This window comes from Paenibacillus sp. JT31N17 (genome assembly GCF_056269255.1).
In genome coordinates, this window is sequence record NZ_JBWDNP010000003.1 from 659,960 (window position 1) to 675,302 (window position 15,343).

Annotated in this window: 15 protein-coding genes; all 15 read left to right on the forward strand. The window is 53.5% G+C overall.

The annotated features are described in order from the left end of the window. Positions 1-126: 126 nt before the first annotated feature. The 15 genes from AC0YOB_RS14885 (at position 127) to AC0YOB_RS14955 (ending at position 15,310) form a co-directional block, all read left to right on the forward strand. Positions 127-2,121 (forward strand): peptidoglycan D,D-transpeptidase FtsI family protein, encoded by a 1,995-nt coding sequence (locus AC0YOB_RS14885; RefSeq protein ID WP_475793428.1) that lies wholly within the window; start codon positions 127-129, stop codon positions 2,119-2,121. 236 nt (positions 2,122-2,357) lie between these two features. Next, the gene (gene helD / locus AC0YOB_RS14890; RefSeq protein ID WP_475793429.1) at positions 2,358-4,697 is read left to right on the forward strand and encodes an RNA polymerase recycling motor HelD; all 2,340 of its coding nucleotides are present in this window, start codon (positions 2,358-2,360) and stop codon (positions 4,695-4,697) included. A gap of 132 nt (positions 4,698-4,829) precedes the next feature. Further along, on the forward strand, positions 4,830-5,360 hold the full coding sequence (locus AC0YOB_RS14895; RefSeq protein ID WP_475793430.1) for a type 1 glutamine amidotransferase domain-containing protein: 531 nt from the start codon (positions 4,830-4,832) through the stop codon (positions 5,358-5,360). Between the two features lie 302 nt (positions 5,361-5,662). Continuing rightward, positions 5,663-6,226, forward strand: a complete 564-nt coding sequence (ssuE, locus tag AC0YOB_RS14900; RefSeq protein WP_210039697.1) for an NADPH-dependent FMN reductase — start codon at positions 5,663-5,665, stop codon at positions 6,224-6,226. Positions 6,227-6,232: 6 nt separating this feature from the next. After that, positions 6,233-6,520 carry a hypothetical protein gene (locus AC0YOB_RS14905; protein WP_475793431.1) on the forward strand — a complete coding sequence of 96 codons (288 nt, stop codon included), beginning with the start codon at positions 6,233-6,235 and terminating at the stop codon, positions 6,518-6,520. Positions 6,521-6,649: 129 nt separating this feature from the next. Further along, the gene (locus AC0YOB_RS14910) at positions 6,650-7,531 is read left to right on the forward strand and encodes a LysR family transcriptional regulator (RefSeq protein WP_475793432.1); all 882 of its coding nucleotides are present in this window, start codon (positions 6,650-6,652) and stop codon (positions 7,529-7,531) included. Between the two features lie 173 nt (positions 7,532-7,704). Next, positions 7,705-8,565: a transporter substrate-binding domain-containing protein gene (locus tag AC0YOB_RS14915; RefSeq protein WP_475793433.1), complete on the forward strand. Its 861-nt coding sequence runs from the start codon at positions 7,705-7,707 to the stop codon at positions 8,563-8,565. Positions 8,566-8,604: 39 nt separating this feature from the next. Next, positions 8,605-9,387, forward strand: coding sequence for an amino acid ABC transporter permease (locus tag AC0YOB_RS14920; protein WP_475793434.1), 783 nt, complete (start codon positions 8,605-8,607; stop codon positions 9,385-9,387). Further along, positions 9,384-10,094, forward strand: a complete 711-nt coding sequence (locus AC0YOB_RS14925) for an amino acid ABC transporter permease (RefSeq protein WP_475793435.1) — start codon at positions 9,384-9,386, stop codon at positions 10,092-10,094. Before AC0YOB_RS14920 ends, AC0YOB_RS14925 begins: the two co-directional genes overlap by 4 nt. Continuing rightward, positions 10,091-10,843 carry an amino acid ABC transporter ATP-binding protein gene (locus AC0YOB_RS14930; protein ID WP_475793436.1) on the forward strand — a complete coding sequence of 251 codons (753 nt, stop codon included), beginning with the start codon at positions 10,091-10,093 and terminating at the stop codon, positions 10,841-10,843. The genes AC0YOB_RS14925 and AC0YOB_RS14930 overlap by 4 nt, the downstream gene beginning before the upstream one ends. 18 nt (positions 10,844-10,861) lie before the next feature. Further along, positions 10,862-11,872, forward strand: coding sequence for an LLM class flavin-dependent oxidoreductase (locus tag AC0YOB_RS14935; RefSeq protein ID WP_475793437.1), 1,011 nt, complete (start codon positions 10,862-10,864; stop codon positions 11,870-11,872). A 21-nt stretch (positions 11,873-11,893) separates the two neighbouring features. After that, positions 11,894-13,090: a M20 peptidase aminoacylase family protein gene (locus AC0YOB_RS14940; protein ID WP_475793438.1), complete on the forward strand. Its 1,197-nt coding sequence runs from the start codon at positions 11,894-11,896 to the stop codon at positions 13,088-13,090. 14 nt (positions 13,091-13,104) lie between these two features. Next, positions 13,105-14,199 (forward strand): N-methyl-L-tryptophan oxidase, encoded by a 1,095-nt coding sequence (gene solA / locus AC0YOB_RS14945; RefSeq protein ID WP_475793439.1) that lies wholly within the window; start codon positions 13,105-13,107, stop codon positions 14,197-14,199. A 40-nt stretch (positions 14,200-14,239) separates the two neighbouring features. Next, entirely contained in the window at positions 14,240-14,719 is a 480-nt protein-coding gene (locus AC0YOB_RS14950) for a DinB family protein (RefSeq protein ID WP_475793440.1), read from the forward strand. A gap of 60 nt (positions 14,720-14,779) precedes the next feature. Next, positions 14,780-15,310 (forward strand): GNAT family N-acetyltransferase, encoded by a 531-nt coding sequence (locus AC0YOB_RS14955; protein ID WP_475793441.1) that lies wholly within the window; start codon positions 14,780-14,782, stop codon positions 15,308-15,310. Positions 15,311-15,343 lie beyond the last annotated feature (33 nt).

Genomic DNA, 15,343 nt, shown 5'->3' on the forward strand with positions numbered 1-15,343 from the left:
CAAAGGACGGCGACAGTTGGTTTCTTTCTTTTTTTGCAACTTTTGGACGTGGATTCTCGTCTATAAAATGTTAATATGTCCCAATCGCCATTCCCTCGATTATTCACAGCCAAGGAGTTGTTATTGATGTCTCTTCATGCCGACCCGCCGGTTAAGAAAAACATGAGCCGGCGGCATTTTGCGCTTCGTTTGAACCTGTTTTTCTTTGCCTCCTTTATCCTGTTCGCCATTCTCATTATTCAGCTGGCTGTTCTGCAATTCGTCAGAAGTCCCGCCCTCCAGGAGGAGGAAAGCAAATCGGGACAAAGAGACATTGAAATTCCGCCTGCGCGCGGCAATATACTGGATTCATCCGGTCAGCCCATCGCGTATTCCATATCCTCGCAATCCCTCTATTTCTCGATTCAGCCGGGCTTCAAAGAAGAGGATGCCGAGGCCCTTGCCGCGAGGCTGAGCGAAGCTTTTGCTGAATACGGCAGCAAGGAAGAGCCTGTCATGACTTCCGGAGACATCATCCGTCAAATGGATCTGGGCCATACCCGGAATTCGTATACGGTGCCACGACGGATCAAATCAGGCTTGTCGCAGGGGGAAATCGCTTATTTCTCCGAGAACCGGGAACTGTATCCGGGAATCGATATCATGGAGGAAAGCGTCCGCCATTACGATCAAAGCACGATTGCCGTGCAGCTGGTCGGCTATTTGAAGAAATATAAGGGTGTACGGGAGAGCGTGGACAAGTATAAACAAAAGCAGGAAGAGACAGACCCGGCGCTGCAGCTTCTGGACGATGAGGATGTAGGCATGGACGGGCTTGAATATATGTATCAGGATCAGCTGCGCGGCAAAAACGGCTTGAAAACCTATCCGGTTGACGCCAGCAGCCTGATTATCGGGCCTCCCAAAATTACAAAACCGGTGCGCGGCGATGATATCTATCTGACCATCAACCGGAATGTCCAGCTGTCAACGGAGCAAGCCATTACGGATCAGCTGAAGACGCTCCAAACCGCCGCAAGCTCGCCTCTGAACGAAGGCAAGAATGCCAGGACCGGCTATGCGGTAGCCATGGAAGTGAACACGGGCAAGGTTGTCGCCATAGCCAGCATGCCGGATTATAACCCGAATGTATGGGCAGGCGGGAAAATATCCGAAGAGGATTTGAAGAATATCGAATATTATCAATACAACGGCACGATCCGGCAGGTCTATGCCCCCTATGATTCCAAGAAGGAGCGGGACCGCCACCCGCCTTCGCTCGTATATTTGGGGTCGACGCAGAAGCCTTTATCGGTCTTGATTGGACTGCAGGAGGGCTTGTTCACGACCGGCTCCGTCTACTCCGATACGGGGGTATATTATTTTGGCAAGAAAGGCCATGAGGTGCCGATCCATAACTCCGACAACCATGCTTACGGTCAGCTCCACCCTTACCAGGCGATCGCAAAATCGTCCAACACCTTCATGTCGGCCATGGTCGGAGACAGGCTTCTGGACAAGTACGGCGCGAAAAGCGTGGACGTATGGGACAGCTATATGAAGCAGTTCGGATTGGGAGTATCTACGGAGAGCGGCCTGCCGGGGGAATCGACCGGCGTAGTCGATTATTATCACGAAGCCGAGGCAGCAAGCAGGCAGTCTGCGCTTGTCCGGGCCTCATTCGGCCAGCAGGGGCGGTACACCGCGCTTCAGCTTGCCCAATATGCCTCGATGCTGGCCAATGGCGGGAAGAGAATGCAGCCGCAATTCGTGAATGAAATCCGCGGCACGGATGGAAGCATCATTCAGGGCTTTGAGCCCAAAGTATTGAATACCATCAGTTTCCCCCAGAAGTACTGGGATGAAATTTACAAAGGGATGTCGCAGGTTAAGGTCGAGGGCTTTGAGGGCGTCAACTATACCTTTCTGCGCAAGACCGGCACGTCCGAGCAGGACGCGGGAGACCGCAAGAAAGTGGAAAATGCGGTGCTGATCGCTTTTGCGCCGGCCGAAGACCCGGTGCTGGCAGTGGCGGTCATCGTTCCCGACGGCGGCTTCGGCGGCTGGGGGGCGGCTCCGATCGCCCGGCAAATTTTCGATGCCTACGATGCGGAGACCGGCAGATTGTCCGGAAAGAAATAAGGCAGCGCTTTGCAAGCCCTGCCGTTCTACCGGCAAAAACAAGAAAGCGGAGCGCTGAAGGGCGCTCCGCTTATTAAGCGTAAGTAATGAATTGATCTTCTGAAGACAGTCTGGTAAAATCTATAGACGGACTGAAAAGAACAAATCATAAATTTTCGTAGTTATCCACTATAATTATATCATAATAATTGTTTGGATGTCAATAGTTTCTTTGGGATAGAGAGGGCGATCAGACGATGAACGAAACCAATCAGGATTGGACAGAGGAACAGCGGCGCGTGGATGAAGTCGTAGAACAGATCGATTCACGCATAGATCTGCTGGAGCAGGAAACATTGGAGTCAAAATCCGAAATGGTCGAAATACGGAAAAATTTCTGGGAAGACGTAACCGTCAACTTTGAAGATACTGCGGAAGTCGCAGAAACCTTTGCCAGCATGAAGCAGCAGGCCGAGCTGCTGTCCGAGCGTGAGCGTACTCACGGCCAGGCGTCCGTACAGCTTAGAACGCTCAGGAAGCTGCGGAATTCCCCCTACTTCGGGCGGATTGATTTTATGGAAGACGGGGAGCAGCAGGAGGATTGCATTTACCTGGGAATTGCCTCCCTTCGTGACCGCGCGGATGAGAATTATCTGATCTATGATTGGCGGGCACCCATATCCAGTCTCTATTACGACTATCCTCCTGGCCCTGCAGAGGTCGAGACTCCATCCGGAACGATTCATGGCGAGCTGAAGGTGAAAAGACAATTTGTAATCCGCGACGGCATTATTGTCAGCTTATTCGATACCGGTGTGACTATAGGGGATGAACTGCTCCAGGAGGTGCTGGGCAAACAATCCGACGCGCAGATGAAGAGCATTGTGGCGACCATCCAAGGGGAGCAGAACCGGATCATCCGCAATGAGCGCAGCCGCCTGCTGGTTGTTCAGGGCGCCGCTGGTAGCGGCAAGACCTCTGCGGCGCTGCAGAGAGTAGCCTATCTGCTTTACCGGTACCGGGGCATTCTGAAAGCCGATCAAATTGTGCTGTTCTCGCCAAATCCGATGTTCAACAGCTATGTTTCTACCGTTCTTCCCGAGCTTGGCGAGGAAAATATGGAGCAGACGACCTTCCAGGACTATCTGGCCTACCGGATCGGGAGGGCCTTCCGGCTGGAGAATCCGTATGCCCAGCTGGAATACGCGCTGACGGGGATGGATCAGCCGGGCTACGAAGCCCGCATTGAAGGGATCCGGTTCAAGGCTTCGGGCGGCTTCGTCGCGCTGATGGACCGCTATTTGGCTGAACTGGGCAGGCAGGGACTGCTTTTCCGCGATCTTGTCTTCCGCGGGAAGGCCGTCGTAACGGCAGAGGGCATAGCGGAGTCCTTCTATTCGCTGGACCCGTCAATGGCTGTTCCGAACCGTCTCCGCCTGGTGGCCCAAAGGCTGCTGCAGCGTCTGAGCGAGCGCCAGAAGGAGGCGCGCGGTGAGGATTGGGCGATGGATGCCATCGAGCTGCTGGATAATGAGACCTACGCCCGGATTTATCAGAACCTGAAGCGAAAAAAACAATACTCCGGCTCGACCTTTGATGACCATGACCTTGAACGCGAGGAGCTGATCGATTATGTCCTTGGCGAGAGCTTCAAACCGCTCCGCTCGCGGGTGAAGAAGTTTGCCTTCGTCAATCTGAAAGCAACCTACCGGCAGCTTTATGCCGATCCTGCCTTTGCCCGGCGATTCGCCTCCGAAGTTGAGGGCGGCCTGCCGGAGCGTTGGGAGGAAATATGCGCGGCAACGATTGCGAGACTGGACAAGGGTGAAATGGCCTATGAGGATGCAACTCCATATTTGTATCTGGTCGAACGTGTGCGCGGCTTTCATACGAATACTTCCGTACGTCATCTGCTGATTGACGAAGCGCAGGACTATACCGCTTTTCAGTTCGCCTTCCTGAAGCGGCTGTTTCCGCACAGCAGAGTAACGGCGCTTGGGGATCTGAACCAGTCGATTAACGCCCATAATGCGGCAGGAAGCAGCGGATTCAAGGCATTATCCGCTCTCTATGATCCGGAGGAAACGGAAACCATAACGCTGACCCGAAGCTACCGTTCTACGCGGCAGATCGTGGAGTTTACGAGCCGCTGCATAGAAGGAGGAGAGGTTATCCAGCCATTCAACCGGGATGGCGAGGAGCCGGCGCTGACGCTTGTCTCTGGCGAAGAGGAGCTGCACAAGCTCATTTCCGGCACGGTTGCCGGTTTGCTTCAAGCCGGACATCAGACGGTTGCGATTATTTGCAAAACAGCCGCGGAGAGCATGATGGCCTACCGGGCCTTCAGCGAAGTGATCCCGGGGCTTCATCTAGTTGAACGGGAATCCACGACCTTCGAATCCGGCGTAGTGGTCATACCCTCCTATCTGGCAAAAGGGGTGGAGTTCGACGCTGTCATTGTCTATAATGCGTCGGCTGTACAGTATGGCCGGGAGAGCGAGCGCAGGCTGTTCTATACGGTATGCACGCGGGCCATGCATGAGCTGCATTTATATGCGATAGGGCAGTGGAGCCCCTTTATTCAACTGGAGAGTTAGCAGCAGACAGCAGGACATAAAGTCCAATTATTGCCGCCTGTGTGATTATTTGCTGTGCCTCAAGGGTAATATACGTATCGTAGGCGGGACCGTCTTCGCAGTATATCATGACAAAGAAGGAGCTGGTTTTCGATGGCTAGAATTGCTTTTCTATTAGGTCAGGAGTTCGAAGACTCCGAAATGTCAGAGCCCTATGAGGCTGTCAGGCAAAAAGGGCACGAAGCGGTAATTGTCGGTTTGAAAGCAGGTGAGACCTTGAAAGGGAAGCAGGGGAAGGCAAGCTATACCGCGGATAAAGCGATTGGCGACGTTAAACCCGAGGAATTCGATGCGGTCATCATTCCCGGCGGTTCGTCCCCGGAGAATATCCGCCTGGATGCAGGTATGAAAAAATTCGTCACCGGCATGCTGCAGGCGAACAAGACCGTTTCGGCGGTCTGCCACGGCCCGCAGCTGCTGATCAGCGCCGGACTGCTCAAAGGGCGCACGATCACCAGTGTTCCGGTGCTGCAGGATGATATGCGCAATGCCGGCGCCACTTTTGTAGATAAGGAAGTTGTCGTTGACGGCAATCTGATCACTTCGAGAACGCCGAAGGACCTTCCCGCTTTTATCCGTGAAACGCTGCATGCGGTTGAAGTCACGAACGGGGTTAGGTCTTAATCCGGACGTTGCAGCTGCCGATAATGTGAAAAAATATATGTATATTATAGGGGCCATATCGGACACGCTCCCCCGCGTCCGGTATGGTTTTTTTTGCGGTTCAGGATGGCTGATAAGCCAATTCTTTAGCTGAAGATGTATAGACAAAGGAGAGAAATTTTGCTATATTTAGCTCAACATTAATTCTTATTGGAATACTAGGTATTTGTCGTGAATAAATGATATCCATTATATGCAGAAGTGCATGCTCAAGGAAGCAGGTATTGTCTCCTTCGTCCTAAAAACTTTCAGGAGGTCATTCAATGGCACAAATCGTGATTATATCAGGCAGCACGAACCGGAGCTCGAGATTGTACGGACTCATTCAATATAGCCAGCCCAGGCTTGAGGCATGGGGACATGAGATCAGAACGATCCATGTCGCCGATCTGCCTGCACAGGATCTGATTCAGGCCAATTTCAACAGCCCCGAAATAATCGAGGCGGTTGGCTGGGTAGAACAAGCGGATGCCGTGATTATCGGCAGCCCCGTCTATAAGGCGTCCTACACCGGCGTTTTGAAGACCTTCCTGGATCTGATACCGATGAAGGGTCTGCGCGACAAGATTACGCTGCCTTATTTCATCGGCGGCTCCATTGCACATTTGTTGGCCATCGACTATGCCCTGAAGCCTGTTATTGCCGCATTGGGCGGGCATCATATTCTGGGCGGCGTCTACGCGGTAGACCAGGCGATCAGCCGCTTCGATAACAATGTTTTTGAGGTATCGGAGGAAATCCGCCAGCGTCTGGATGACGCGCTGGGACAGCTGCATGACGAGCTGCAGTGGAAGAAAGCACGCAATAAAGAAATTGCTGCGGGATGAATGGCTATGGGAACCGGTATCGATAAGCAGGTGCTGCAGCGGCCCGATCTGGCCTTTTACGAATACTGCCTGGTTCATTTCAAGCTGAACAGGGGCATCTACAATACAATCGACCAGCGGCTATTCGATTATGGGCTTGAGGATATTATGGATAGACGAAGAGCAATTATACAATTTCTTGAATTTGCTGCGCGTGATCAAGGCGTCAGTACAGGCAAGTTTATATCCTTCGGAAGAGGGAAGCTTGCGGATGTTCTGGATTCCTTTCTGGAGCGTACGCAGCAGGCGGTTTAATAAACCAGAGCTGAAACCATTCTAAAAAACATTCCGGTCCATACAGACGGAATGTTTTCTTTTAATCCAGGGAAAACAGCGGGACGGCATACGCCTCCGCTTCTATCGAATCAAAGGGGATGATCGCCAATGAATATAGAAAATATGGAAGCTTTCGTTTATGTCATTCACTATGGAGGATTCAACAAGGCTGCCGAAGCCTTGTATTTGTCGCAGCCGTCCGTAACGGCCCGCATTCAATCGCTTGAGCGTGAGCTGAACTGCAAGCTGTTTGACCGGATCGGCAAGCAAATCCAGGTTACGGAAGAAGGCAAGCGGTTCCTTCCTTATGCCCAGCAGCTGCTTCTGATTTATCAAAAAGGCAAGCAGAATATCAACCAGAAGAAATCGCTCCCGGATGAATTCAGAATCGGCTGTACGCTGTCGGTTTCGAATTACCTGATTCCGGAGCTGCTTCCGCTGCTGAATCGGATTTTTCCGTCAACCCGGTACAAAATCGTCACAGGTGTGACAGATGATATTGTCAATAAAGTGCTTAACAAAGAGGTGGACATCGGCTTTGTCCGCAATGTTTCCCACCCCAATCTGCAGTCGGTTAAATTATATGAGGACCCGATCCAGCTGTATACGTATGAAGGCCACCCGTTTCTGAGTGAAACGACGCTTACGATCGAAGCAATTGCCGGGCAGCCGCTTGTTTTCTTCGAGTGCGGGGCTCTTGACTGGCTGCGAATCCACCGGATCTTCGATAAACTGGATCAACCGCCCAATATCCAGATCCAGACGGACAACTCCGAAATGGCCAAGAAGCTCGTCATCGAGAAAGCGGGGATGTGCTTCCTTCCGGGTTGGTGTGTGCGTCAGGAAATCCGCAGCGGCAAGCTGTTTCCAATTTACTTTCCAGAGACGGACGGCATTTCCATGCAGACGAATCTGATCGCCAATCTTGGCGAGCATGCGGCGTTTATTGACGCTATTCTGGACATTGGCAAGGAGCTTTCGATCCGCTGAAGCCCCGCCGCTGCGGGATGATTGGATATTTGAATGTTCATATAGAACCTTTCTATAAGCGCACCTATTGACGATGCCGGGGGCGGGGTGTAAAGTAAATCTCAACTATAATCCTTACTTATCCGGTAGGAATTATAAACATAATATATAAACATAATCGGAGGGGTTTGAAGATGAAGAAATTTACTGTGTTTTCCCTGATTCTCGCTATCGTCCTGGTCATCTCGGCATGCGGCAGCAAGAACAACACAAACGAAGGTTCCGCCAACGGAACGAATGCCGCCGCTAACGTAAACACCACCGGTACCGCCGGTACGGATGCTTCGCAGGAGGTTAAAAAAATCATTGTCGGTACGGGAACGCAGTTCCCAAAAGTCTGCTTCCTGGACGAGAACGGCAAGCTTACCGGGTTTGATGTGGAGCTTGTGAAGGAAATCGACAAACGACTTGCAGGTTATGAATTTGAACTGCAAACGATGGATTTTGCCAACCTGCTGCTCAGTCTGGATACCAAGAAAATCGACTTCATCGCTCATGAAATGGAGAAAAATCCGGAGCGCGAAGAGAAATATCTCTTTAACAAAGAGGCTTACGCACATTGGAAAAATAAAATTGTCGTCGCGAAGGACAATGACACCATCAAGACGCTGGATGATCTGGCGGGAAAGAAAGTACTGACGGGCGCCACCAGCGCGGAGGCTCAAATTCTGGAGAATTACAACAAGGATCATGACAAAAAAATCAACATCGTCTACCAGAGCGGCGCAGCCAATGATACGGTGAGCCAATTGACCACAGGCCGCGTCGACGCTACGCTTGCAGCTGATTTCTCGCTGTCTCTGATCGATCCGCAGGGCAAGCTCAAAACCGTCGGAGAGCCGCTCAGCGATGCTGAAATTCTGTTTGTATTCCGCAAGAACGACGCCGATGACCAGAAGCTGTCCGATGCAATCGACGAAGCCATCAAGGAAATCAAAGCCGACGGAACGCTTTCCAAACTCAGCACCACCTGGCTTGGTCAAGATTACACCTAGATCAAGGCTGTAAAACCTTATGAAAGGTGAGATCGCAAGATGGGCGAGCCCTTTGATATTTCCTATGTCTTCGAGTATCTGATCAAGCTTCTGCCTACGCTGAGAATCACTCTTCTCATTGTGGCCAGTTCGATTCTGCTGGGGATGGTCGTCGGATTTCTCGTCGCGCTCCCCAGATTGTACCGGATTCCGGTCCTGCAGCGTTGCTCGCAGGTGTATATTTCCTTTTTTCGCGGTACGCCTGTTCTGATCCAGCTCTTTCTGTTCTACTACGGGCTGCCGGAGATCCTGAAGCTGATTGATCTGGATGTATCCCGGGTCCCTGTCCTGTATTTTGTCATTCTGACGTATTCCCTGCATGGCGGGGCATATATGGCCGAGGCGATCCGGGGAGCCGTGACGGCCGTGGACAGGGGGCAGGTGGAGGCAGCCTACTCGGTGGGCATGACGGGCTATCAGGCATTCTCCCGCATTATGCTGCCGCAGGCGCTCGCGATCTCCGTTCCCGTGTTCGCCAATCTGGTTATTGCCACGCTCAAGGACACGTCCCTGGCGTTCACGCTCGGCATTATGGAAATGACCGGCAAGGCGCAGACGCTTGGGGCGTTGTCGCAGCATTTTATCGAAACGTATATTTCACTGGCGATCATCTATTTTATTATCAGCTTTATTCTGGAGAAAATGTTCAACAAATTGGAAAGCAGGCTGCTCCGTCACGAGAATCAGGCTGTTGAGAAGACCCGGAGCCGCAAAGGAATAAACATGGTCTACCGTCAGGTTACGGGCGCAATCGGAATTGGCAGAGGGGAGTCGAGATTATGAAGCTGGATCCGTCATTCATCTGGACCGCCATCGTGGGGCTGCTCGCGGCGCTGCCGACAACCCTGTACATTACGATTGTCTCCGTAAGCTGCGGCTTTATTATCGGGACGGCCATTGCACTGATCCGCATCTATAAAGTGCCTGTGCTCTATCCTGTCGCGGCATCCTATGTGACCTTTATCCGGGGCACGCCGATGCTGACGCATTTGCTTCTCATCTATTTCGGGCTTCAGCTGATCATAGACAGCCTGGCTAAGCAGTTCGGCTGGTCCTTCAACTCGGCCTCGATCCCGATGATTGGTTTTGCGTATATCTCCTTCTCCATCACAGCCAGCGCTTATATGTCGGAGGTCATACGGTCAGGCCTGCTGGCAGTCAACAAGGGGCAGATGGAGGCTGCCTATTCGGTGGGAATGACCACCCCGCAGGCGCTGAGACGGATTTTATTCCCGCAGGCGCTCGCCGCTTCACTGCCGAATCTTTCGAACAATGTCATCGGCATGCTGCACGGTTCTACGCTCGCTTTTACGGTATCGGTTGTGGATCTTAACGCCCAGGCCCAGATCGTCGCCTCGACGAACTGGAAGTTCGCAGAAGCCTATATTGCGGCCGCGCTTATCTTCTGGGCACTGACCTTCCTGATCGAGCGGGCAACGGGTCTTATCGAGAGAAGGATCAACGTTTACAACAAGGGGGGAGTAGCATGATCAGGCTGACCCAAATCACCAAGTCCTTCGGCCGCCACCAGGTGCTCAAGGGCATCGATCTGACGGTCAAAAAAGGCGAAGTCGTCGCCATTCTCGGCCCAAGCGGCTCCGGCAAAACAACTCTGCTGCGCTGCATCAATTATCTCGAGAGAGCAGGCGGCGGGGAAATTTCCATTGACGGCTTCACCATCAACTGCAGGAATCCGGCAAAAGCGGATATTCACCAGCTTCGGCAGAAGACGGCTATGGTCTTCCAGCAGTACAATCTGTTCCGCCATAAGACGGCTCTTGAGAATGTTATGGAAGGCCTGATCATCGTCAAGAAGCTCTCCAGAGAAGAAGCCCGCAAATTAAGCATGGAGCATCTGGAGAAGGTGGGCCTTGGAAACAAGCTGGATGCCTATCCGAGCCAATTATCGGGCGGGCAGCAGCAGCGGGTGGGAATTGCCCGGGCGCTGGCGCTCAATCCGGATGTTATATTGTTCGACGAGCCGACCTCGGCGCTTGATCCGGAGCTTGTGGGAGAGGTTCTTGCCGTCATCCGCAAGATTGCCAGGGAAGGCATTACGATGATTATCGTGACCCATGAGATGAGCTTTGCCCAGGATGTCGCAAACCATGTCGTCTTTATGGATGACGGCGTCATTGTGGAGGAAGGTACGCCAACAGAGATTTTCAGCTCGCCCAGAGAAGAGCGGACCAAGCAGTTCCTGAAGCGCATTACGCCGGAAGGCGTGTATTCCATATAACGATTGGAGCGGATGCAAATGGCTGTCAAATTTGGTATTTTAGATCAAAGCATAGTATTCCCGGGGCAAACGCCGGGCGAGGCGCTGGCCAATACCGTCAAACTGGCGCAGCTGGCGGAATCGCTTGGTTTTGAGCGCTTCTGGGTGTCTGAGCATCATGATTCGCCCCTGATGGCCGGGTCCTCCCCGGAGGTGCTGATTTCCTATCTTCTGGCCCGGACAGAGAAGATCCGGATCGGATCGGGAGGCGTCATGCTGCAGCATTACAGCCCTTATAAGGTAGCCGAAAACTTCAACGTGCTGGCGGCACTGGCGCCAGGCCGCGTGGAGCTCGGCATTGGCCGGGCGCCCGGCGGACTGCCGCGTTCCACCAAAGCGCTGCAGAAGGGGCAGACGGAGTCACCGTCCCTGGCCGAGAAGCTGACAGAGCTGGAGCAGTTTCTCCATAGTCCGGCAGGGGAGGATCACCCGCTCGCAGGTCTTCAGGCGAATCCGCTCACTCAGCAGCCGGCTGCCATTCATATGCTTGGCACCAGCGTAAGCAGCGCCGAGCTGGCCGCCGAGCGCGGTTACCCCTATGCTTTTGCCTTATTTATCAATAATGATCCGGAAACGGCGAAGCAGGCTTTTGAAGTCTACCGGAGCCATTTTAATCGGGAAACCGGCGCACAGCCGAAAACCATCCTTGCATTGTCCGTCATCGCAGCGGATACTCATGAGGAAGCCGTGGAAATGGCGGGAGAGTTCAAGAATGTCCGGGTAACGCTGGCCAGCGGCAAGACGGTGAATGTCGGCACGCTTGAGCAGGCGGAGGAATTCGCAAGGCAGGCCGGGGAGACCTTTACTTATGAAATCCGGGATGCGGATATTACGAAAGGCACCAAGGAAACTGTCCGTGCAAGGCTGCTGGAGCTGAAGGAAATCTATGGCGTGGATGAGTTTATTTTCACCACGATCGTGAAGGAGTTCGACAAACGGATTCATTCGTTCAAATTATTGAATCAGGCGTTTACCGAGCTTCCTGTATAAAGCTTTAAGGAGGATGTTGATATGAGTTTGTCTTCTGCAGAACCGTTGGTGGAGCAGTTGATTGCGATACGCCGTCATCTTCATGAGAATCCCGAGGTGTCGGGCGAGGAATTCGAGACTACCGCATCGATACGCCGGTGGTTGACGGAGGCCGGCATCCGCATCGCCGACTATCCGCTCAAAACCGGACTTGTCGCGGAAATCGGCGGACTGCATGGCGGGCCAATTGTTGCCGTGCGGGCGGATATCGACGCGCTGCCGATTCAGGAAGAGACCGGCTTGCCCTTCGCGTCCCGCATTACCGGCAGGATGCATGCCTGCGGACATGATTTTCATACCGCATCCATTATCGGCACGGCGCTGCTGCTCAAAAGCAGGGAGAAGGAGCTCCGCGGAACGGTGCGCTTCCTCTTCCAGCCCGCCGAGGAGAAGGCGAGAGGCGCTCAGCAGGTTATCGCAAGCGGCGCTCTGGAAGGCGTTCAAGCCGTATTCGGCATGCATAACAAACCGGATCTGCCGGTGGGAACCATTGGTATCAAAGAGGGCCCGATTATGGCTGCCGCCGATGGATTTGAAGTTGCGGTGGAAGGGCTGGGCACACATGCGGCGGTTCCGGAAGCCGGTCTTGATCCGATTGTAACGGCTGCGCATATGATTACCGCCCTGCAGTCGATCGTCAGCCGCAATGTCAGCGCGCTGGGCAGCGCCGTCGTCAGCGTGACCCGTCTCCACAGCGGGACGGCCTGGAATGTCATTGCCGACAGGGCCATCTTCGACGGCACCATCCGCACCTTTGACGAAGATGTGCGCAGCAGGGTGCTGGAGCGTTTCGAGCAGGTGGTCAGCGGCGTAGCCGCAGCCTTCGGGACCAAAGCCAGAATCAACTGGATTGATGGGCCGCCGGCGGTGATTAACGATCAGAAGTGGGCGTCCCAGGCGGCGCAGACAGCGGAATCGCTGGGCTTGACGGTAGTCCGGCCCGCTCCGTCCCCGGCTGGCGAGGACTTTGCCTTTTATCTGAAAAAAGTGCCCGGCGTGTTTGTGTTCATGGGGACATCGGGGCCGCAGGAGTGGCATCATCCCGCTTTTGATGTGGATGAAGCGGCACTGCCGGCCGCCGCATCTTTCTTTGCGGAGCTGGCTGTTGACGCCATCAATCGATTGAGCGGGCAGGAGGGTTCACCATTACCATTCAACGAACATATGACGCGATCGTAATTGGAGCCGGCTCCATGGGGATGAGCGCAGGTTACGAGCTTGCCTGCCGCGGTCTGAAGACGCTGCTGATCGATGCATTTGATCCGCCGCATGCGCTGGGCAGTCATCATGGCGAGCCGCGTCTCATCCGTCACGCCTATCATGGCGGAGCAGCTTATGTATCCATGGCGCTGCGCGCCGATGCGCGGTGGCTTGAGCTGGAGAAATTGACCGGGGAGAAGCTGCTGGAGCGCTCGGGCGTGCTTAATATGTCCGATCCGGATGTCTATTCCTACGATGTCCGCCTTGATGATGCGGCTGCGCTTGGGGTAACCACAGAACTGCTCAATGCCGCGCAAATTCGCAGCCGCTGGCCAGGAGTGCGGCTCCCGGACGGCTTTGAAGGCATGTATGAGCCGAATGCCGGTTACCTGTACAGCGAGAGAGGCGTTGCCGCCTATAAACGCGCTGCTTTAGAAGCAGGCGCCGGGCTGCTCACGAATACATTCGTTACGGATATTGTGCCGGATGCGGGTGGAGTTACCGTCCGTACCAAAGACAGCATCTTTCACGCCGGGAAGGTATTGATCAGCGCCGGAGCGTGGTTCAAGCGTCTGGAACCGTTCATTTCCCTGCCTATCCGATCAGTCCGCAAGGTCGTCGGCTGGTTTGAAACGGAAGGGAACGGATTTGATTCCGGCGTATTTCCCGGATTTACGCTTGGAACCAAGGACGGCGGTTATTATGGATTTCCAAGCATAGACGGTAAAGGTCTCAAGATCGGAAGGCATGACACCGGAGTGGAATGGAAGCCCGGCGAGGAGCTTGCTCCATTCGGCTTCTATCCGGAGGATGAAGGCGATCTGCGCAGGGCGCTCTCGGCATTCATGCCGGGGGCTGCAGGGAGGCTGCTGAGCGGCGCGGTATGCAAATATGAGATGACCCCGGACGAGGATTTCATCATCGACACCCATCCGGAGCATCGGAATGTGCTGCTCGCCGGCGGCTTCTCCGGACATGGATTCAAGTTTGCCAGCGTGGTCGGTGAAATTGCGGCTGACCTGATCGAGAAGGGCAAGTCAGCACAGGATATTGGATTATTTTCGTTATCCCGGTTTGCTTTGCGATAGGTGAGGGCTAAAAACCGGATACTTATAAGGAGGAATTAAGATGAGTCAGACGACTATTAATATAGAGTCCTATCTGGAGACGTATGAGCAGTTGAAGCAGGCCGTTGCCGGCCTGACAGACGAACAATTGACTGAAAAAGAAGGCCCCGGCAAATGGAGCATCACCGAGGTGCTTGCCCATTTGGCAGACCATAATATCGTCGTGTCCTTCCGGCTCCGCGAAATACTGGCAGGCTCTGAAGCCCGCTTGCCCGCCTTCAATCAGGATAACTGGGTGGCCGGGCAAACGCCCAATGCCGGTCATGCTTCGGATATTCTCGATGTATTCCATGCGCTGCTGGTCTATAACAGCCTTCTGTTTCGCCGTTTGTCCGCTGAGGATTGGGAGAAGACGGCTTCGAATTTCAAGGGAGATCCGGTGGCATTGTCCACGATTATCCAATCCTTTATCAATCATGCAGGTAATCATATTGGTCAAATCGAGCGCATCAAGAGCAAGGTTCTTTTAACGCAGGCCTAATAGGTGGGATTGCATGATGCACATACAGATAGTGAGAACTTCGGGAAGCAGGTGAATGCGATGTCAACGAAAACGATTGTCATTCGCGAGGCGATAGACAAGGATGCGGATGCTGTCCAGGCGGTATTGTTGGATGCATACGGCCAGTATGAACAGACGCTCCCCGAGGATCGCTGGGAAGAGTACAAGGAGAATATTATCTCCTCCGTGAGCGAGGCGGCAACGAAATCGCGTTTTGTTGCGGAGCAGCATGGGGAAATTGTCGGCAGCGTATTCCTGTTTGATTCCTCCGAAGCCGCTTATGGAAGAAGCGATCTGGATATCCAAAATCCCGTTATCCGGCTGCTTGCGGTTTCCCGCAAAGCGCGCGGGCTTGGAGTCGCGACTGAGCTTATCCGCGCATGCGCCAGAGAATGCCGGCAGTGGGGCGCCCAAACGGTTCATTTGCACACATCCGATATGATGGACTCCGCAGTGCGGTTATATGAGCGCCTGGGCTTCGAACGGGCGTTTGACAAAGATATTATGAATGGCAATCTGCTGGTAAAGAGCTACCGGCTGCAGATGAACGAAACCACGTTGTTATTATAGAGGCTGCTCAAAATACCGGCGATGAACTGGCGG